This is a genomic window from Pseudomonas sp. R4-15, assembly GCF_055768815.1.
In genome coordinates this window covers 3,585,760-3,602,155 of sequence record NZ_CM147293.1, presented here as the reverse complement: position 1 = coordinate 3,602,155, position 16,396 = coordinate 3,585,760, and the positions used below count along the sequence as shown (strand labels likewise).

The following is a 16,396-nucleotide window of genomic DNA, read 5'->3' as shown; positions in this document are numbered from 1 at the left end:
TCAGTTGTCCCCGCGCGAGATGCGTTCGAGGCGCCGGGCTTCGGCGGTCGCCTCGACGTAGCTGGCGCGAAAGGCGAGGGCCTTGCCGGTCTCAGCGTCGACGACGTGCACCATGTTGCCGACGATGCGGATCTGGCAGGTCAGGGGCTGTTGGCGAGTCCGGGCATAGGCGCTGGCGCGAGCGGTGGCGGTACGCAGGAGCAGCGCGCCGAGCAGTGATTTGCCGGCGCGTCCGTGGGCGAGCATCGTCATGGGGTGTCCTCGGGTGGGTGCAAAAAAAGCCCGGCCGGAGCCGGGAAATGCCTGATGAGGGAGGGCCTTTTGCGTCCATGCCCAGGGACCAGGGAGCGTTGGGCTACTGAGTCCTGAACCGGGCGCCAACCGGACCGAAACCGCGCACATGGGGACCAGCCGAGCGGGCGCGGACGTGGGTAATCCGCTCGGCGTCGTGGGTGAGTCGGCTATTTCATGGGCGAGCCCTCCAGTTGATCGCGCCGTTGAAATTGGCGGGCGCTCGCCGGGGGTATGAGGTGTGCGCGGTGCCCTTCACCCTGCCGCGCCAGGTTCGCAGCCCCAGGCTATGCGTGGGGTGTCCGCCGGAGGGCTCGGCGGTGATGCCAGGGAGCATCGGGAAGGGATGGCCGGTGCTGATCTCCGGCTTGGCGGCCTAACTCTATGTGGCCTCAGTAGCTCGCCAACGAGGCTTAGGTTCGCGCATCAGCCTGCGCATTCATCCCTTCCCGATACGCCCTGTCGGAACGTCTCGGCCCGCTCTGTCGCCGCCGGCGCGGGTACCGGTGAAAGGGGCCGTATCTCCCCAGGCTGGCGCGCTTGATATCTGGCTGGAACCTGCAGCAGCAGGCTGGACACCGGAATCTCTCTAACCCGCAGCGTGCTCCACGGGCCTCCCGTGTGCCGGGCTGGCCGGCGACCCGCGGGAAGGGGCGGGGGATTCGTTATCCGGCCCGGCGAGCCAGCCAGCGCTCTGCGCCCGCTCGGGTCTTGAAGTTCTTGGATGCGGTGAAGGTCATTGCAGTGAAGGTGCCGTCGCGCTCGGGGATCACGCCGCGAGACAGGGTTTCGTTGTTGCCTTGATCGAGCGTTTTCATCATCTGTCCTCATGTCGACTTCCCGGATGCGCCTGCTGCCAGGCGCATCGAGGAAACCTTCCCCTGACCAGCCGCCCTGGGGATCGAGGCGGTGCGCTGTGCGTGCCGGGTCATTCGCTCGGTTCGGTCAACACCTCGGCAGCCGTGACGTTCTCGCCACGTGGGCAGGCGTTCGGGCCTGTCTGCTCGCCGGTCGCCGGTAGAGGCACAGCGGTCTATTTCCCCTGGATTTCTGACGCCCGCCAGGAGGTGGCTCGGGCTGACCTAGCCGGCGTGTGCCGGGTAGTCGTTCATGGCGTGGGTTGTTAAAGAGCGCGGCCTTTCGGCCTGCCGGTTGTGGCCGGCGATGGGGTAAATCTACAACCCAAAATTGTAGTCTGCAAGGGGTAGTTGTAATTTTCTTCAACTGAAAATTGTAGTTTTGTGCCTTGCAACGGCCGTGCTGCCGGAAATACTGTATGCACATACAGCAAAAGGAGAGGCGCGTGGCCAAGCAGAAGAAGCAAGCGGAGAAGAAGAGCGGCGGGATTTCGGACGTGGAACGCCTGGCGCTGCGTGTGTCGGCGATGATCAACGCGCCGCGGTCGCAACTGGAGCGGCGGGTAACCATCCATCGGCTGGATACCGACAGTGATCAGGCATGGGAGGCAGTGCTAGAGCAACTGGCCGAGGTCGACGAGCTGGCGCTGACCTTCAATGACGATGGGTCGGTCAGCCTGGCGTGGGAGGTCGGTGCGGATGCGGAAGAGCAGGGCAGGGAAGAGGTGGAACTGGAAGAGGAAGAGGCGCCGTCCTGACGGCGCACTACAGGTGAGAGATGAAACTGCACGAAGACCTGAGGTTGATCGTTGGCACGGTAGTTCCCGGCGCGCCGTTGCCGCTGTATGCGTTCCGGGTGCCGGCGGGGTTCCCCAGTCCTGCGCAGGATCACCTCGAGCAGGAAATCTCGCTCGACGAGTTGTTCCAGCTGCGTGCGCCGCACACTTACCTGGTGCGCGTGTGCGGCGAGAGCCTGCTGGGCGTCGGGATATTCGATGGCGACCTGCTGGTGGTGGACCGCTCGCTGGATGCGCGCCACGGCGACATTGTGATTGCGGCACTCAACGGGGAGCCGATCGCCAAGCGCTTCTGCCGCGAGGGCGGGCAAGTGGTGTTGCGCTCGGAGAACCCGGCCTACTCGCCGCGCTACATCCTGGATGGTGACGAGTTGGACGTCTGGGGCGTGGTGCGCTTCAGCGTCCGGTGCCACGACAATGGCTGACCGGGTGTTCGCCCTGGTGGACTGCAACAGCTTCTACGCCAGCTGCGAACGGGTGTTCCGGCCCGACCTGAAACGCACGCCTATCGTGGTGCTGAGCAACAACGATGGCTGCGTTATCGCCCGCTCGGCCGACGCGAAGCCATTCGTAAAAATGGGCGCGCCCTTCTTCCAGATCAAACACACCCTGCGGCAGAACGGCATCGTGGCGTTCTCCAGCAACTACGCGCTGTACGGTGATATGAGCCAGCGGGTGATGACGGTGATCGAGGGCCTGGTGCCGGAGCTTGAGGTGTACAGCATCGACGAGGCGTTCGCCGAACTGACCGGTATTGCCCGGGGCAGCGTCGAGTCGCTGGGACGGACGATCCGTGCCCGGGTGCTGAAGTTAACCGGCATCCCCACCGGCGTCGGCATCGCCAGCACCAAGACCCTGGCCAAGCTGGCCAACCACGCCGCCAAGCGCTGGCAGCGGCAGACGGGTGGGGTGGTGGATATTCTCGACCCGGATCGGCGCGACAAGCTGCTGCGGGCCATCGAGGTGAGCGAGGTTTGGGGTATCGGCCGGCGGATGACCGAGCACCTGCAGGGGATGGGCATCAAGACTGCCTGGGATCTTGCCCAGGCGGACGCCTGGACGCTTCGGCAGAAGTTCTCCGTGGTGGTGGAGAAGACCGCGCGCGAGTTACGTGGCACCTCCTGCCTGGCCTTGGAAGAGGCGGCGGCGCCGAAGCAGGAGATCTGCTGCAGCCGCATGTTCGGCAAGCGCCTGCGCGAGCTGGCGCCGATCCGCGAGGCGGTGGCCACCTACGCGGCGCGGGCCTGCGAGAAGCTGCGCGGCCAAGGCTCGGTGTGCAAGCGAGTGCGGGTGAGCATCCGCACCGGGATGTTCAACCCAGACGAGCCCAAGTTTGCCCGTGGCCTGGTGGTGGAGCTGCCATTCCCGACCGACGACACGCGGCTGGTGACCAAGGCCGCGGTGGATGGCCTGGAGCAGCTGTACCGGGAAGGCTTCGCGTTCAGCAAGGCCGAGGTGCTGCTGCTGGATCTGCGGCAGCGCGGCGAGTTCACCGATGACCTGTTCGCACCGGTCCAGCCGGCCGCCTGCACCCAGGTGATGGGGGTGCTGGATGCGATCAACGCGCGCTGGGGCAGGGGGACGATCCGTCCGGGTGGAGTACCGGCAGCGCCGGACTGGGGCATGCGGCGAGAGCTGATGAGCCAGAGCTACACGACGCGGCTTGGGGAGTTGTTGGTGGTGAGGTAGACGGCCGAGATGAATCGAGCTATCTGCTAGGTCCCATAGGGCGGATTCGGCAGGCAAGAGCACGGCGTTGATGGCTTGGTGTAGGGGATGAGGCGCTGGAGCCGGTAGAGGAGGGGGAGGCGTTCCTGTTCTGAGGCTGGAATGAAAAAGCCCCGCGGGTGCGGGGCTTCTCGGGCGCGCTTTTTGATTATGCCCGGCGATGTTCTATTTTCTCGCGGATAGCAACGACGTTGGAAATGCTCGGAACCACATCGTTTGCGGCAGCAAGCAGCCTGGATTCGTCCGCCCTTGGTAGCTCGGCGATGTCGTTGCAAACGATCATCGAATCAAAGCGAGTTCCAGCAGCCTTCAGTTTCAGCAAGGTAATAGTCGTCAGGCGTGCCTTGTCTTTGCCATTTACCCCGAAGATGAACAGCGGACGCGAAGGGGTCTCCACTCGGTAGTCGACCTGGTAATCCTCACCTCCTTCAACTTCAGGGATGTAATTTTCCGTCACATCCCCCGCTGGAACAATCGCCATGATTGCCGCGCGCAGATCGCTGTAAAAGGTCGACTCAACCCGGCTTCGCGTCCAGAGCGCAATATCTTCGATCCTGCTGAGACCCTGGCCTACCCGGAAAATGCCAGAGATCAACTGATCTGCGGGGACATCCATGAATAGCTCGCCGTCATCTTCCTGCAGCCCGCTTTCGGCGAGGATCGTGCTGTAAAGGCGCGCTCTTGGCCCTGAGAACAGACGATTCAAATCGTTTTCATAGCTCAGACGCATCATCGTGGTTGCCGCGTCAGAAAGGCGCCATCCAGCTTTTGTTCGCGATAAATAGACGCAGAATGAATCTCCGTCCCGGGCAGACATAGGCAAGGAGACTGCCACCAGATCCCCGGACGAGCGAATGCCCACGTTCCCGCAGAACGCGCTGCATAGCGTTTTCTTCAGCTCATCCAGCTCAATCATAAAAGTGGTAACTGCGTCCCGTGATCGCCGTCTTCTTCGTCGGGAGTATGTAAGCCAGTGATGTTCCAGTCCAGAAGCAGGCATCGAAGAGCGCCACCAAGATCCGCGTAGCGGTCGGTGGTTTCGGCGTATTTCTCCGCCTTGTCACCCATCTCGATGTAGCGCTGTGTGGCTTTATGGATGTGGCACTTGAAGCGGATCAATTCCCCGCCCTCAAGCGGGTTTCGATGCTCATGATTGCTCCCGTTGTAGCGGGTCAGCGTAATGTCGCTGCCGCTGGGATGCTTGTAGATCAGGCCGCATGAGTAATGTTCGGCATCGATCAAATTCTGACGGGTATACAGCTCAAACTTGTCCGAGCCGGCTGCTGACTCGACCATATAGCTCGCGTGAACAGACTTTCGCTGTTCTCGCCTCTTAGCCTTTGGCGTGGTGACGACCTTTGCCTGCGCGAGCAGCATGGCGATTTCTTCATCCGTAATCACAGGTCAATGATCCTCCGTCATTGCTGTCACCGCCTTTCTGGCCGCCTTGCTTTTCTATCTAAAGCACCCCAGGCGGCAGCTTATAGTCGATCACTGAGCCCAGTAGCTACCAACCGCACCCCTTGCGGATGTCTTGGAGTGCCGCATCGGCGCCCTGGGTCTTGAACACTGCCGTCACTGGATTTTCGCCGTACGGCGTGACGTTGGCCACAAAGGTCTCGCTGTTGAGCAGCTGTTTCAGCACCGGGATAGGGCCGCGTATGAAGGCCGCCTTATGATCGGTAGAGATGTCCCACGATGAGGTCACAGCTTTATTCTTGTCGACCCGGTAGGTGATCCGCGCAGTGCCCATACCCAGGTAGGATGCCCAGTCGATGAAGAGCTCGGTGGTGTTGTTCTTGCAACGGACAAAAAGCCCAATCTGATCGCCATACTTGCCGCGCCCTTGGTCTGCGTACAGGGATGCGAAGTAGACGGATTTGTCTGTGAGGGGGTCGGTGTCTGTGGTGGTATCCCACTTCCCCTTGCCCGCTATAGGGGTCGCAACTGTCTTCGGCGCCAGGTCGTGCTTCTCGGCTAGCTGATCAAAGCAGGCGAGCCTTTCAACGGTACCCTTCATTGACGCGCAAAGCGCCACTTCCTTATCACCTACGGCTGCCATCGCGCTCGTGGCTGCGAGTTGGAGAAGGCCCGCGATCATCAGTTTTTTCCGCATGTGGTTGCTCCCTTTACCAATTATCGTCCGTGCCTCGGCGAGGCAATATGCTACGCCTGTCGCGCGCTTGCCTAACCGCTCTTACATCTTCTTCCCGTTGCTTGCTACTGCCTGCATTTACGAAAGGTCTGATCAGACCCGCTTTGCATTCCACACAAGCAATACCTTCGCCTGGATGTAGGTCTCGCTGACCGGGATCTCCTGGGGCGGGTAGGCCGGGTTGCTGGAGAGCATGCGGAAGGTCTCCGCATCCAGCATCTGCAGGGTCTTGATGTAGAAGTGACCCTGCCAGGCGAAGGCGTAGATGCCGTCGCCCACGAATTCGCGGATGCTGGCGTCGACGATCAGCGGATCCCTGTCCTGGATAGTCGGTGCCATCGATTGGCCGACGCCGGTGATCAGCTTGAGGTGCCGCGGGTCGCTGTAGGTGACGCCCAGTTCCTTGAGGTGAGCCTGGCTGACGGTCACGTCGCGGAACATCTCGGGGTAGTCGTGCACCACTTTGCCGCCGCCCATCGCGCCCTGGACATCGTAGTGGGCGATGCGGATCTCATCCCCGGCTGGCGGGCGGCGCGTGAAGTCTCCGGTCAGCACATTGCTGCGAGTCGATGAGTCTCCAGAGGTCTCTTCCTGTGCGGCGGCCATCAGCCGCTCACGAGCCTCAGGAGATAGAGCCTTGCCGGCTTTGGTCGCAAGCATGCCCTGCAGGATATCGGCCGCGGTCTGCGCATCGCCTATGTCGTTTTCCATCTGATCCTCGAGGCGTGCCTCGCCGACCAGAGATGAAACCGTAACGCCGATTGCATCAGCGATCTCGCTGAGACGCTTCGGCCTGGGAATGTTCTTGTCCGACTCCCACGCCTGGACTGACTGTGGGGTTACGCCCAATAGCCGCCCCAGTTCGGACTGATTGAGCCCCTTCTGTTCTCTCGCCGCCGCGATTCTGCTGCCGATCGTCTTCATGCGCGGAACGATACAAGCTGCGGTTGTAAGCGGCACTGCAATTCTCACTTGTAATTCTTCCCTGTCGATTGTAACTTTGAGTTGTAATCAGCTATCTGAGATGCCCCATGAAAGAGAACGCCGCGACCCGCGCGGCCTCGGCTGTTGGCGGTCAGTCCGCCCTGGCGCGCGCGCTGGGTTGCACGCCTCAGGCAGTGCAGCGGATGTGCTCCACCGGCCGAGTGCCCGCAGAACGAGTGCTGCAGATCGAAGAGGCCACCCAAAAGGCCGTGACTCGTCACGAACTGCGCCCTGATCTCTACCCCGGCGAGCCGGCTACCGAATCCGCCGCATAGCCCGTCCCTCTGCCAACGAATCCAGACTACGGAAGCCCCTCACTCATGACCACGTCCAGTTCCAGACCCCGAACGAACAGCCGCGACCAGGTGCTGGTGGCGCATGCCGTCGAGATGATCGCGCGCACGTCGTTCAGCCAGGACCGTTTTGCCCAGGCGCTGGCCGCGGAGCTGCACGCGCAGATCCCCGAGAAAGCCACGGCCGAGCGCGTGCCGGATTTTGAACGCCTGCAACAGGAGGGGAATGCCGAGGGCTACCTGAAAGCGGCCGGCAGCTGGCTGCGCCGTGTGAGCCGCTACCTCGCGGGCGAGAACGACCTGCCGTCGTGGATCGAGGAAGGGTGGGTGCAGGCGCTGGCGCCGGAGTACCGCGAGCGCTGCATCAACGAGTTGGCTGGGCGCTACGGCCTGATCGGCGCTCGCGCCCTGGGCACCGATGCCTGTGCCGTTAGTGCGTTCGGGGAGATGGTGAAGCGCCTGGGCGCGTCGGTCTCCCACGCTGGCGCGGTGCTGGCCGATGGAACAGTGAACGAGCAGGACCTGCCGCTGTTGCCAGATGCGATTCACGCGCTGTCGAGCCTGCGGGCTCGTGCCTACGAAATCCAGCGTGCGTTCCAGGCGGTGCTGGACGAGCAAGGCCAGCTGAACAGCCTTCGGGCAGTGAAATAAAAAAAGCCCCGGTATAGGCGTTGACGCGCCACCGGGGCTTTTCAGAGTGCGAGGTGATTATGAACGAACCGATGGCCATGGCCAACCCTGTGACGATGACGTCCCAGGAGATCGCGGTGCTGACCGGCAAGGCGCACCGCAACGTGACCCGAGATATCCGCGGGATGCTGGTGCAGTTGCACGGCGAAGGGGGTGTGCTCAGGTTTGAGCACACCCAGCGCAACCCCCAGAACAACCAGCCCTACACCGTGTTCCGGCTGCCGCGCCGGGAAGTTGAGATTCTGCTGACCGGTTACAGCGTGCCGCTGCGCGCACGGGTGATCGACCGTCTGCACGAACTCGAGTTGGCGCTGACGCCGGCGGTGCCACGCTCGCTGCCCGAGGCACTGCGCCTGGCTGCCGACCTCGCGGCTCAAGTGGAGGCCCAGGCACCGAAAGTGGCGGCGCTGGAACGCCTGAGCGTCGCCGAGGGCACGATGTGCCTGACCGATGCGGCGAAGCACCTGGGCGCGCGGCGCCAGGACTTGCTGGCCTACCTGCAGGCGAATCGCTGGATTTACCGCCGGACCAATTCGGCCCGCTGGATCGCCTACCAGCCGCGACTGGCTGCCGGCCTGCTGGTGCACAGGACCTCGGTGGTGGGGCGTGACGATGACGGCGCTGATCGCATCGCGTCACAGGTGCGCGTCACACCTCGCGGGCTGGCGCTGCTCGCCGAGCGGCTGGAGATGGCGTCGTGAAGCGGCCGGCATTCCAGTTCTACCCCGCTGACTGGCGGAACAACGCGAAGCTGCGCCGCTGCTCCTGGGGCGCGCGCGGGGTGTGGATCGAGCTGATGGGGCTGATGCACGACAGCGACGAATACGGCGTGCTGCGCTGGTCGCTGAAAGAGATCGCGCAGGCCCTGGGCGCGCCTATGAAGCTGCTGCGCGAGTTGGTCGATTGCGGCGTGCTGTATGGCTGCGAGAAGGGCGTGTGCGAGGCGATGATTTACACGCCCATGAGCGGGCGCCGGCCTGGTGAGCCGGTGGTGCTGGTCGCTGAGCAGGTTGGCCCCATCTGGTATTCCCCGCGCATGGTGCGCGATGAGCACGTGCGGGGGCGGACGGGCGGGTCTACAAGGTTCAAGCCGAAGGACGATCCGTTGCCGCCTGGAGCTAAGAAATCCGAGCAGCCGACGGACCGACAGAAGCTAAGGGACCTGGTATTCAGCAAGACGGAGGGGCATTGCACGCACTGCAATACTCCGCTGGCTGCGGACTGGCAGATCGACCACCTCGTGCCTAGAAGCAAGGGCGGCAGCGAAAAGCTGGAAAACCTGGTTCCGTCTTGCGTCCGGTGCAACCGGGATAAAGCAGACACCCTTCCCGAGGACTGGGAATCACCCTTCCGGCAACCCGACGCGTCACCCAGCCCTTCACCCAGCCGGCGGAAGGGTGAAGGGCTGGGTGACGGCTCTTCTACTTCTTCTTCATCTTCATCTTCTTCTTCAGTAGCTAACGCTACTTCAGAAGCCGCTGACGCGCGGCGCCGGCGGTTCGAGATGTTCGAGGGCTGGGAGCCGGACGAGGTGACGCTGCGCGTTCACATGCGCACCGCTGGCCTGGCCCTGGCCGACCTGCAACCGCCCCTGGTGGCCGAGTTCGTCGGCTACTGGCTGACCCGTCCTGACGCAGACACCCACGCCGGCTGGTGCCGTCGGCTCGTACAACAGGCCATTCGAGTGCGCGCCCAGGTGGCCGCCGGAGGTTCCCGTGACTCAACCGCAACCCGTGGGCGCGCTGCTGGCGTCTCGCTCGTCGACAACATCGCAGACGACACCTGGGCAGACGATGCCCCCGTTCTGTGACCGGCAGCAGCTGGCTGACCGCGTGAACGTGGTGTTCGCGACGCTGCAGACCGACCTGGCGTTGGCCTCGGCGTTCCGCTGGGAGTTTCCGGGAGACGACCCAGAAAAACTTCGCGCGGCCAAACGAGCGTGGATGCGCATCGAATTGGCCCAGGTACCGCCGCCGTTGTTCGACCTGGCGCTGCGTCGACTGGGGGTGGACTACCAGGCTGGGCGGGAGCGCAAGTCCTTGCCGAGCGTCGGCGACTTCCTGGCGCTGTGCCGGCCCAAGGCCGAGGCCCTGGGTTTGCCGTCGCCTGAGGCGGCGTACCGCGAGGCCGTGAGCCATGCGATGAACGCGCGTCACCGCTGGAGTCATCCCGCCGTGCGCATCGCTGCCGTGGCCACTGGCTGCCACGAGTTGCGCACCGCCGACGGGCGCCGTGCTGAGCAGATCCGTGGTGCGTTCGAGCGGCACTACGAGCAACTGGTGCGCCAGGTTGCCTGCGGCGAGAAACTGACCCCTCCGCGCCTGGCGCTGGCCCACGACGGGCAGCGCACCGCGGCCGAGGTGCACGAGGAGCACGCCGAGCAGGCCCTGCAGCAGCGCCTGCACGACCAGGGCCTGGCCGGAACGGGGCAGGGCGCGCGAGCGCTGCTGCTGGGGAAATTGGGGATCAAGCGGGAGAACTTGAATGGGTGACCAGGTGCTGTGTATCTACCACGGCGGATGCGCTGACGGATTCGGGGCGGCCTACGTGGTGCGCCTGGCCTTCCAGCGACAGGTGGAGTTTCATGCCGCCCAGTATGGCTCGGCCCCGCCGGACGTGACCGGGAAGGTGGTGCTGGTGGTGGACTTTTCCTATCCGCTCGCCGTGCTGCAGGCCATGGCCGAGCAGGCAGTGGCGGTGCTGGTGATCGACCATCACAAGACAGCTGAGGCCGATCTGGCGGGCGTGCCCCGCGCGCCGGAACGTTACGACCTGTGGCGAGCCTCGGGCGTGCCGTTGGCGTCGATCTTCGACATGGACCGTAGCGGTGCAGGGCTGACCTGGGACGTGTTCTTCCCGGGTGCGCCGCGCCCGGCGCTGATCGACCACATCGAGGACCGGGACCTGTGGCGCTGGCGCCTTCCCGATACCGCTGCCGTCACGGCCGCGCTGTTCAGCTACCCCCAGGAGTTCGAACGCTGGGAGCGCTTCGTCGAGGGCGGCGTCGGCGAACTGCTCAACGAGGGTGCTGCGCTGCTGCGCAAACAGGCGCAGGACTTGGAGAGGCTGCTGCCGGCGACCACCCGCCGGATGGTGATCGCTGGCTACGACGTGCCGGTGGCGAACCTGCCGTTCACGATGGCCAGTGATGCCGGAAACCTGATGTGCGTGGGCGAGCCCTTCTCAGCGACCTATTACGACGGGGCAACCGAGCGGGTTTTCAGCCTGCGCAGCAGCCGCGGCGCGGTGGATGTGGGAGCGATCGCCAAGCGGTTCGGCGGAGGCGGGCATGCGACGGCGGCGGGGTTCAGTGTGCCGCTGAGCGACAACGGATCTCTGCCGGAGAACGGGAATGGCTGACATCGCCTGGCGCGAGAAGCGCAACGCCGACGGCCGGGTGATCCCGCGCTGCTGGTTGACCGACAGCGGCTACACCGTAGCCGAGTGCCGAATCCCCGAGATCCGCTACGCGATCAGCCGGCCCGGCGGCGCCCAGCCTTTCGCCTACGAGGGGGACCGCGACCGGGTGGTCGCCGCAATCGCCGAGGACATGGCGCGCCGGGCGGATGAGGACTCGGACGCATGATCACTCGTCGAGAATTGCTGAAACTAATTGCGCTGGCGCCTGCAGCCGGCATCGTTATTCCGGCGCTGGAATATCCCCGAGATCCATACGTGCGAGTTGGCGATATTGCTGACTACCTCGGCCACTGTCCGGGTGGCTTCATTGGCGGCCAGTTGGTGCATGCAGTGCTGCCATGGGACGGGGTGGGATACCCGGTGCAGACCTGGAACAACAGCTTCGGCCCCGCCCGCGCGCTGGAGACGTACTACGACGTCGACCTTGCCGACTTTCGGCGAGAGATTCCCGACAATTTCTGGCACCACCACTCCACGAAGCAGTACCCCAATGTGCATACCTGGCTGCGCATGCAGCGGTACGGCGAGACGCGCGAGCAGGCCGTCCGAGCGCTGAACTTCGTGGGGTTCCGCGCATGACCCTGGCGTTGATCTACTACGGGTGCGCTGGCCTCTACACCCTGGCGATCACCATCAGCATGCCGTGCCGCGTGAAGCACGTGCGGGCGGTGCTGCTGTGGCCTCAGTTCTGGGCCGTGCTGCTCTATCGCGGGCTGAGGGGGCGTCATGGCCGCGCGTGACGGTTTCCGCACCACCGGACAGGTGCTGACCTGGTGGCTCGGCCGCCTGGAGACCAACCGGGCGGTGTCCGCTAGCTACCGGCGGACGATGGGCAGCCTGATGCGGCGCCACGTGATGCCGTCGCTCGGTACGGTGACGCTGAAGAAGTTGTCCCGCTCGGCGGTGGACGATCGGCTAGTGTGGCCGATGCAGCAGGTCTGCTCGCCGCACACGGTGCACAAAGCGGTGCAGGGGCTGCAGCAGGCGCTGGCGCTGGCCGAACGGCAGAAGCGCATCGACACCAACCCGCTGGCCTCGGTGAGCTGGAAGGATTTCTGGACGGGGCAGCTGGCGCCGCGCGCCGCCGGGCTGTTGCCGGTCGATGTACCGACCCTGGTGCCTGCGCTGTGCCAGGCGCTCGAGCAGGAGCCACTCGGCGGGATGCTGGCGCTGATGATGCTCGCCCACGGCACCCGCATCAGCGAGACGGCGCTGGCGCGCTGGCAGCACATCAGCCTGAGCGAGCGTGTCTGGATCATCCCGGCGCAGAACACCAAGACCGGCGCGGAGCTGACGGTGCCGCTGACGGCCCAAGCCTGCGCGCTGCTCGATCGCTACCGGCAACTCCAGCACCCGGCGCGCTCGGGCAGCCCGTGGGTGTTCGCAGGGCAGGGCGGCGAGGGCCTGTCGAAGGAGCAGGCCAGCGCACTGATCCGCAAGGTCAGCGGCCGGCAGTGGCGCAGCCATGACCTGCGCAAGCTGGCGCGCACTGTGTGGGCGGAGATCGGCATCGACTACCTGGTGGGCGAGATGCTGCTGAACCACTCGATGGGCAAGCTGGCCAGCACGTACATCCACACAGCGGTGGTGGACCTGCGCCGCGACGCGCTGGAGCGCTGGCACGGGTGGCTCGACGAGCGCGGATTCACCGCCGCGCACTGCCTAAAAACCGACGAAACCACATTTTCCACGAATGGCGTTGCGGCCTAGTGCTGCGCGGCGTTCAGCGATTTTTCCCATTTCTCATAGAGGTAGATGGAATGAAGGTTCAGGAGAGCATCGAACAGCCGGCACTGGAGTTCCTCCGTTCGCTGCATGGCCGTCGCCAAGGGCGCACCACCGCCCAGGCGCTGGGCTATCTCGCGGTTGCTATTGCCAATCCTCGGGCAGAAGTGGCTCTGGTCGATCACCACGGCAGCCGACTGGCGCAGGAGCATTTGGTGTGGGTGGTGAAAGAAATCATCCACCGGCTTGAGCTACAGAACATGGAGGTGCGGAGAGGGCATCGCAGCCTGGGCGGCAATGTCCTCATCTTTGGGGGCTTGAAGTGATGGCGGCACAGGCCCCGATCAAGCCCTGGAAGGGGCGCACCAAGGTGCGCCGCGCGCCGCCAGTGGACTACGAGGGCAACGAGCAGAAGGCTCTGATGAACTGGCTGCAGGTCCGGCATCCGCTCGCGGCCAAGATGACCTACCACGTGCCGAACGGTGGGCACCGGGTGAAGGCGGTTGCGGCGCAACTCAAGGCCCAGGGAGTGAAGGCCGGCGTAAGCGATCTGGTGGTGGCGATGGCTCGCGGCGGGTTTCACGGGCTCTACTTGGAGTTCAAGGCAACGCCGCCGCACGACGCCGTGGTCAGCGCCAGCCAGTTGGCCTGGCAGGTTGCCGTCGAGCAGCAGGGTTATCTGGCCCTGGTGTGCAAGGGGCTGGATGAGGCGATCCAGGCGCTCGACGACTACCTGGCCCTGCCGCCCACCCAGGTGGTGCGCCCGTGAGCCGGCGCCAGCACGGGCCGGCGTTACGCATTGAGCGGTTGCCGCTGGCGAGCTGCAGCAACTGCGATGGACGTGGATTTGTGCAGGGCGTGTTCCATCAGATGGATTGCGTTGCCTGCAATGGATCAGGGCTGGTCGCTGCGGATAGCGGAGCGGCTCTTTCCGCCGAGGTGCTGGTGCAGCAGCTGCGCCTGCGGCTGAACGAGTCGCAGGCGGCACTGGCGAGGATGAGCGAGGTGGTACGGCGCCACGGGTTGATGGGGCCGAGCGGGGATTACCACGGTGACGGGCGGGGCGGCCCAGGTCACCGGACGTTGGATTGAGGGGGAAGGGCGATGATTTACACGAATGTGCTGAGCGCGGTGGTGGCGGCCCTGGCAGCCGAGGCGATCGACAACACGAGCACGCAGGCCTGGCAGAAGCTCTACCGAGCGGGGCACCAGGATGGATTGGACCTGGCAGTGCTGATGCGCTCCGGTGGCGAGCGGCTCAACCGCGGAGAGGTGAACTGCTGGGTGCACGCTCGGCTGCACAGCGGGCTGATTCCTCGGCACTGGCACGCGCTGCTCGCCCGGTTCTCGACACACCGCGGCCGGAAGGTCGACGCCATCGGCCGGCTGGTACCGCTGGTGGCGTCGCCGGCGCCGCGTCTGTTCGTGGCCAAGGCTGTGACGGCTTGGGCTATCCCGCAGATGAAGGGGGTAGACGGGAAGCGCTCCAGCGACGTGCTCGTGCTGCCTCGCGAGTTCTACGATATGAACGCCTGGGATCTGGAGGCGAACCCGGAGCGCACCCGTCGTCGGTGGCGCGCCGGGGTGTTCGCGGTCCTAGACGAGATGTGCGGCGAGGCGCTGGTGGCGGCTGGCGAAATACTGAAGGCCGAAGGCGTGCTGCTGGATGTAGCAGCGTAGGGGTTGACAGTGACTGGCCGGCTGGCCGAAGATTTCTCCATCTTGTCATTCCTGCGCGTGCTGGTGATGACACCCAAGAGCCCGGCCATTACGCCGGGCTTTTTTGTGCCACTCTTCTGAGCCTTGCTCGGAAAGTTTGGAATGCGTCGTGTATCCTTGGCGCCGCTACGGGCGACCCGGATCGGGTCGCTTCACATGGACGACCCATCTATCCAAGGAGATTTTCGTGCGTGACTTCCTGCGTATGACTTTCGGCGGACTCTCGAAGCAATATTTCTTCCGTCAGCTGTTCTTCGGCTTTGTCATTACGGCTGTGATGATCTGGGTTCTCGCGCAAGGTGAACGACCAGTCACGGTCGGCTCGATCGTGTTCCTGGCGGTCAACACTCTGCTTTACCCATACTCTCGCTTCGTTTACGAGAAGGTCGTTGGTTTCTTGCTCGGGGATAATGTCATCTTCGGGAACGCCATCATTTTCCTGGCCGCGAAAATCTTCACGATGGTTCTGTGCTGGTGCATGGCGATCTTTGTGGCGCCTGTTGGGCTGCTGTGGCTGTACGTCTATCACCGTCGAGCTGCTTAGTCGCCGCTTGTAATTAAATCTGAAGCCCGGCCGTTGCGCCGGGCTTTTTCGTTTCTGGAGAAAGCAATGGCAGACCTGAGCACCGGAGCCGCCGCCGCAGTAACCGGGGTGCTGGGTGCGACTGCCGCGAGCATGTTTCCCGCCGTGGACATAAACGCCGTAGTTGGCGCTTTCGGCGGCGCACTGTTCTTCATCGTGTTCAAGCAGGGCCTATCGATCTGGGGCCGCCTCGGCTACCTAATAGCGTCTTGGGTGTTCGGCTACTACATCGCAGTAGAGCTGCTCGGGAGGAAGTGGACGGCGACCTCTGGGCTTGCTGCATTCCTTGGCGGTCTATTGTGCGTCGTTCTGTGTGTGAGCCTGCTCGAGTGGGGCCAGGGAGGGAAAGTGCCAGGGTGGCTCCGCTGGGTAGCGGGTCGCTTTGGAGGCCGAAATGGCTGATCTCTGGACTCTCATCGGGGCCGCATTGAGCAGCGCGATCTGCGGCAGGATCATCTCGTGGCGGGATGTTGAGGCACGCTACCGCCCCGGTGTTTCGCTGTGTGCATGGCTACTCGCCGTTGGCACTGGCTGTTACGCGTTGTCGGTGGCGCTGTCTGTGCTGTTCATTCGCCCCGTTGAGCCGATGCCGCCACTGCTGCTGATCGTGTTGGCCGTACTGGCGTGGCTCGTGTTCCGCGCGAAGGGGAACATTGCCAGGGTTGTGTCCAGGGTGGATTCACCCTGGGACGGCCAAGAGCGGCGCAATGAGGGGCGCTAGGAATGCCCTCTCGTCCACTCAAGCCCTGCCGGAGCCGCCTCTGCCAGACGCTTACGCGGGACCCGAGCGGGTACTGTGACGAGCACCGCAGCGAGGCCTCGAACTGGAACAAGCGCCCAGCCTGGAAGGGCAGCGCGGCGTCGCGCGGGTATGACAGCCGTTGGCGAAAGCTGCGCCTGCAGATTCTCAAGCGTGATGACTACCTCTGCCAGGCGTGCCTTCGCGCCGGTCGTATCACCGAGGCGACCGAGGTCGACCACCGGCTGAACAAGGCCAGCGGCGGCACCGACGATCCGGACAACCTTGAGGCGATCTGCACGCCCTGCCACCGGGCGAAGACCGCCCGGGAGCGGCGCGCGGCCCCTCCGGCCTGAGCCTGCCCGCCGCACCACGATGGTGCGACAGGGGGAGGGTGGGTCGAAAGTCTGAGGCC

27 protein-coding genes are annotated in these 16,396 nt (G+C 64.2%); 21 read left to right on the top strand and 6 right to left on the bottom strand.

Translation table 11 applies throughout. From position 1 onward, the window contains the following. Positions 1-252: a hypothetical protein gene (locus ACYRGX_RS17310; protein ID WP_473053685.1), complete on the bottom strand. Its 252-nt coding sequence runs from the start codon at positions 250-252 to the stop codon at positions 1-3. Between the two features lie 704 nt (positions 253-956). Next, entirely contained in the window at positions 957-1,112 is a 156-nt protein-coding gene (locus tag ACYRGX_RS17305) for a DUF1391 family protein (RefSeq protein WP_473053684.1), read from the bottom strand. A 482-nt stretch (positions 1,113-1,594) separates the two neighbouring features. On the opposite strand from ACYRGX_RS17305, the gene ACYRGX_RS17300 reads away from it, so the two are divergent. From ACYRGX_RS17300 to umuC, 3 genes are read left to right on the top strand one after another with little or no spacing between them, the layout of a single operon-like run. Continuing rightward, on the top strand, positions 1,595-1,906 hold the full coding sequence (locus ACYRGX_RS17300; RefSeq protein ID WP_473053683.1) for a DUF1654 domain-containing protein: 312 nt from the start codon (positions 1,595-1,597) through the stop codon (positions 1,904-1,906). A 20-nt stretch (positions 1,907-1,926) separates the two neighbouring features. Continuing rightward, positions 1,927-2,370: a LexA family protein gene (locus ACYRGX_RS17295; protein ID WP_473053682.1), complete on the top strand. Its 444-nt coding sequence runs from the start codon at positions 1,927-1,929 to the stop codon at positions 2,368-2,370. Then, positions 2,363-3,634 (top strand): translesion error-prone DNA polymerase V subunit UmuC, encoded by a 1,272-nt coding sequence (gene umuC, locus ACYRGX_RS17290; RefSeq protein ID WP_473053681.1) that lies wholly within the window; start codon positions 2,363-2,365, stop codon positions 3,632-3,634. The genes ACYRGX_RS17295 and umuC overlap by 8 nt, the downstream gene beginning before the upstream one ends. Before the next feature lie 187 nt (positions 3,635-3,821). Here umuC and ACYRGX_RS17285 read toward each other — a convergent pair whose 3' ends face one another. The 4 genes from ACYRGX_RS17285 to ACYRGX_RS17270 form a co-directional block, all read right to left on the bottom strand. Beyond that, positions 3,822-4,589, bottom strand: a complete 768-nt coding sequence (locus ACYRGX_RS17285) for a DUF1828 domain-containing protein (RefSeq protein WP_473053680.1) — start codon at positions 4,587-4,589, stop codon at positions 3,822-3,824. Beyond that, positions 4,586-5,074, bottom strand: coding sequence for a hypothetical protein (locus ACYRGX_RS17280; protein ID WP_473053679.1), 489 nt, complete (start codon positions 5,072-5,074; stop codon positions 4,586-4,588). The genes ACYRGX_RS17285 and ACYRGX_RS17280 overlap by 4 nt, the downstream gene beginning before the upstream one ends. Positions 5,075-5,180: 106 nt before the next feature. Beyond that, positions 5,181-5,789 carry a type VI secretion system-associated protein TagO gene (locus ACYRGX_RS17275; protein ID WP_473053678.1) on the bottom strand — a complete coding sequence of 203 codons (609 nt, stop codon included), beginning with the start codon at positions 5,787-5,789 and terminating at the stop codon, positions 5,181-5,183. Between the two features lie 132 nt (positions 5,790-5,921). Beyond that, positions 5,922-6,752, bottom strand: a complete 831-nt coding sequence (locus ACYRGX_RS17270) for an XRE family transcriptional regulator (RefSeq protein ID WP_473053677.1) — start codon at positions 6,750-6,752, stop codon at positions 5,922-5,924. Between the two features lie 107 nt (positions 6,753-6,859). Between ACYRGX_RS17270 and ACYRGX_RS17265 the strand changes: the two genes are divergently transcribed. The 18 genes from ACYRGX_RS17265 to ACYRGX_RS17180 all read left to right on the top strand — a co-directional run bounded on the left by ACYRGX_RS17265 (position 6,860) and on the right by ACYRGX_RS17180 (position 16,337). Beyond that, positions 6,860-7,087, top strand: a complete 228-nt coding sequence (locus ACYRGX_RS17265) for a Cro/CI family transcriptional regulator (protein WP_473053676.1) — start codon at positions 6,860-6,862, stop codon at positions 7,085-7,087. Positions 7,088-7,132: 45 nt separating this feature from the next. Beyond that, positions 7,133-7,756, top strand: coding sequence for a hypothetical protein (locus ACYRGX_RS17260; protein WP_473053675.1), 624 nt, complete (start codon positions 7,133-7,135; stop codon positions 7,754-7,756). Between the two features lie 59 nt (positions 7,757-7,815). Further along, positions 7,816-8,496 (top strand): phage antirepressor KilAC domain-containing protein, encoded by a 681-nt coding sequence (locus ACYRGX_RS17255; RefSeq protein WP_473053674.1) that lies wholly within the window; start codon positions 7,816-7,818, stop codon positions 8,494-8,496. Then, entirely contained in the window at positions 8,493-9,605 is a 1,113-nt protein-coding gene (locus ACYRGX_RS17250; RefSeq protein ID WP_473053673.1) for a DnaT-like ssDNA-binding domain-containing protein, read from the top strand. Before ACYRGX_RS17255 ends, ACYRGX_RS17250 begins: the two co-directional genes overlap by 4 nt. Next, positions 9,589-10,287 carry a replication protein P gene (locus ACYRGX_RS17245; protein ID WP_473053672.1) on the top strand — a complete coding sequence of 233 codons (699 nt, stop codon included), beginning with the start codon at positions 9,589-9,591 and terminating at the stop codon, positions 10,285-10,287. Before ACYRGX_RS17250 ends, ACYRGX_RS17245 begins: the two co-directional genes overlap by 17 nt. Then, a complete protein-coding gene (locus ACYRGX_RS17240) occupies positions 10,280-11,155 on the top strand; it encodes a DHHA1 domain-containing protein (protein ID WP_473053671.1) in 876 nt (291 codons plus the stop codon). The genes ACYRGX_RS17245 and ACYRGX_RS17240 overlap by 8 nt, the downstream gene beginning before the upstream one ends. Beyond that, a complete protein-coding gene (locus ACYRGX_RS17235) occupies positions 11,148-11,381 on the top strand; it encodes a hypothetical protein (protein WP_473053670.1) in 234 nt (77 codons plus the stop codon). Before ACYRGX_RS17240 ends, ACYRGX_RS17235 begins: the two co-directional genes overlap by 8 nt. Continuing rightward, the gene (locus ACYRGX_RS17230) at positions 11,378-11,794 is read left to right on the top strand and encodes a hypothetical protein (RefSeq protein ID WP_473053669.1); all 417 of its coding nucleotides are present in this window, start codon (positions 11,378-11,380) and stop codon (positions 11,792-11,794) included. The genes ACYRGX_RS17235 and ACYRGX_RS17230 overlap by 4 nt, the downstream gene beginning before the upstream one ends. Next, the gene (locus tag ACYRGX_RS17225) at positions 11,791-11,955 is read left to right on the top strand and encodes a hypothetical protein (RefSeq protein ID WP_473053668.1); all 165 of its coding nucleotides are present in this window, start codon (positions 11,791-11,793) and stop codon (positions 11,953-11,955) included. The genes ACYRGX_RS17230 and ACYRGX_RS17225 overlap by 4 nt, the downstream gene beginning before the upstream one ends. Next, entirely contained in the window at positions 11,942-12,925 is a 984-nt protein-coding gene (locus ACYRGX_RS17220) for a tyrosine-type recombinase/integrase (RefSeq protein ID WP_473053667.1), read from the top strand. Before ACYRGX_RS17225 ends, ACYRGX_RS17220 begins: the two co-directional genes overlap by 14 nt. A 50-nt stretch (positions 12,926-12,975) precedes the next feature. Next, positions 12,976-13,266 (top strand): hypothetical protein, encoded by a 291-nt coding sequence (locus ACYRGX_RS17215; protein ID WP_473053666.1) that lies wholly within the window; start codon positions 12,976-12,978, stop codon positions 13,264-13,266. After that, positions 13,266-13,709 (top strand): VRR-NUC domain-containing protein, encoded by a 444-nt coding sequence (locus tag ACYRGX_RS17210; protein WP_473053665.1) that lies wholly within the window; start codon positions 13,266-13,268, stop codon positions 13,707-13,709. Before ACYRGX_RS17215 ends, ACYRGX_RS17210 begins: the two co-directional genes overlap by 1 nt. Then, positions 13,706-14,032: a hypothetical protein gene (locus ACYRGX_RS17205; RefSeq protein ID WP_473053664.1), complete on the top strand. Its 327-nt coding sequence runs from the start codon at positions 13,706-13,708 to the stop codon at positions 14,030-14,032. The genes ACYRGX_RS17210 and ACYRGX_RS17205 overlap by 4 nt, the downstream gene beginning before the upstream one ends. A gap of 12 nt (positions 14,033-14,044) precedes the next feature. Beyond that, on the top strand, positions 14,045-14,620 hold the full coding sequence (locus ACYRGX_RS17200) for a hypothetical protein (RefSeq protein ID WP_473053663.1): 576 nt from the start codon (positions 14,045-14,047) through the stop codon (positions 14,618-14,620). A 226-nt stretch (positions 14,621-14,846) separates the two neighbouring features. After that, complete coding sequence (locus tag ACYRGX_RS17195) at positions 14,847-15,203, top strand: hypothetical protein (protein ID WP_473053662.1); 357 nt, start codon at positions 14,847-14,849, stop codon at positions 15,201-15,203. A 66-nt stretch (positions 15,204-15,269) separates the two neighbouring features. Further along, complete coding sequence (locus ACYRGX_RS17190) at positions 15,270-15,644, top strand: putative holin (RefSeq protein ID WP_473053661.1); 375 nt, start codon at positions 15,270-15,272, stop codon at positions 15,642-15,644. Further along, the gene (locus ACYRGX_RS17185; protein WP_473053660.1) at positions 15,637-15,963 is read left to right on the top strand and encodes a phage holin family protein; all 327 of its coding nucleotides are present in this window, start codon (positions 15,637-15,639) and stop codon (positions 15,961-15,963) included. The genes ACYRGX_RS17190 and ACYRGX_RS17185 overlap by 8 nt, the downstream gene beginning before the upstream one ends. A gap of 2 nt (positions 15,964-15,965) precedes the next feature. Continuing rightward, on the top strand, positions 15,966-16,337 hold the full coding sequence (locus tag ACYRGX_RS17180; protein ID WP_473053659.1) for an HNH endonuclease: 372 nt from the start codon (positions 15,966-15,968) through the stop codon (positions 16,335-16,337). Positions 16,338-16,396: the final 59 nt, after the last annotated feature.

What these genes read in the sequence shown, in the direction of transcription:
- ACYRGX_RS17285 (WP_473053680.1), bottom strand. Translation starts at nt 4,589, where the DNA reads ATGATTGAGCTGGATGAGCTGAAGAAAACGCTATGCAGCGCGTTCTGC.
- ACYRGX_RS17260 (WP_473053675.1), top strand. Translation starts at nt 7,133, where the DNA reads ATGACCACGTCCAGTTCCAGACCCCGAACGAACAGCCGCGACCAGGTG.
- ACYRGX_RS17245 (WP_473053672.1), top strand. Translation starts at nt 9,589, where the DNA reads ATGCCCCCGTTCTGTGACCGGCAGCAGCTGGCTGACCGCGTGAACGTG.
- ACYRGX_RS17180 (WP_473053659.1), top strand. Translation starts at nt 15,966, where the DNA reads ATGCCCTCTCGTCCACTCAAGCCCTGCCGGAGCCGCCTCTGCCAGACG.
- ACYRGX_RS17255 (WP_473053674.1), top strand. Translation starts at nt 7,816, where the DNA reads ATGAACGAACCGATGGCCATGGCCAACCCTGTGACGATGACGTCCCAG.
- ACYRGX_RS17235 (WP_473053670.1), top strand. Translation starts at nt 11,148, where the DNA reads ATGGCTGACATCGCCTGGCGCGAGAAGCGCAACGCCGACGGCCGGGTG.
- ACYRGX_RS17190 (WP_473053661.1), top strand. Translation starts at nt 15,270, where the DNA reads ATGGCAGACCTGAGCACCGGAGCCGCCGCCGCAGTAACCGGGGTGCTG.
- ACYRGX_RS17200 (WP_473053663.1), top strand. Translation starts at nt 14,045, where the DNA reads ATGATTTACACGAATGTGCTGAGCGCGGTGGTGGCGGCCCTGGCAGCC.
- ACYRGX_RS17215 (WP_473053666.1), top strand. Translation starts at nt 12,976, where the DNA reads ATGAAGGTTCAGGAGAGCATCGAACAGCCGGCACTGGAGTTCCTCCGT.
- ACYRGX_RS17295 (WP_473053682.1), top strand. Translation starts at nt 1,927, where the DNA reads ATGAAACTGCACGAAGACCTGAGGTTGATCGTTGGCACGGTAGTTCCC.
- ACYRGX_RS17240 (WP_473053671.1), top strand. Translation starts at nt 10,280, where the DNA reads ATGGGTGACCAGGTGCTGTGTATCTACCACGGCGGATGCGCTGACGGA.
- ACYRGX_RS17270 (WP_473053677.1), bottom strand. Translation starts at nt 6,752, where the DNA reads ATGAAGACGATCGGCAGCAGAATCGCGGCGGCGAGAGAACAGAAGGGG.
- umuC (WP_473053681.1), top strand. Translation starts at nt 2,363, where the DNA reads ATGGCTGACCGGGTGTTCGCCCTGGTGGACTGCAACAGCTTCTACGCC.
- ACYRGX_RS17225 (WP_473053668.1), top strand. Translation starts at nt 11,791, where the DNA reads ATGACCCTGGCGTTGATCTACTACGGGTGCGCTGGCCTCTACACCCTG.
- ACYRGX_RS17210 (WP_473053665.1), top strand. Translation starts at nt 13,266, where the DNA reads ATGGCGGCACAGGCCCCGATCAAGCCCTGGAAGGGGCGCACCAAGGTG.
- ACYRGX_RS17230 (WP_473053669.1), top strand. Translation starts at nt 11,378, where the DNA reads ATGATCACTCGTCGAGAATTGCTGAAACTAATTGCGCTGGCGCCTGCA.
- ACYRGX_RS17275 (WP_473053678.1), bottom strand. Translation starts at nt 5,789, where the DNA reads ATGCGGAAAAAACTGATGATCGCGGGCCTTCTCCAACTCGCAGCCACG.
- ACYRGX_RS17310 (WP_473053685.1), bottom strand. Translation starts at nt 252, where the DNA reads ATGACGATGCTCGCCCACGGACGCGCCGGCAAATCACTGCTCGGCGCG.
- ACYRGX_RS17265 (WP_473053676.1), top strand. Translation starts at nt 6,860, where the DNA reads ATGAAAGAGAACGCCGCGACCCGCGCGGCCTCGGCTGTTGGCGGTCAG.
- ACYRGX_RS17305 (WP_473053684.1), bottom strand. Translation starts at nt 1,112, where the DNA reads ATGATGAAAACGCTCGATCAAGGCAACAACGAAACCCTGTCTCGCGGC.
- ACYRGX_RS17185 (WP_473053660.1), top strand. Translation starts at nt 15,637, where the DNA reads ATGGCTGATCTCTGGACTCTCATCGGGGCCGCATTGAGCAGCGCGATC.
- ACYRGX_RS17220 (WP_473053667.1), top strand. Translation starts at nt 11,942, where the DNA reads ATGGCCGCGCGTGACGGTTTCCGCACCACCGGACAGGTGCTGACCTGG.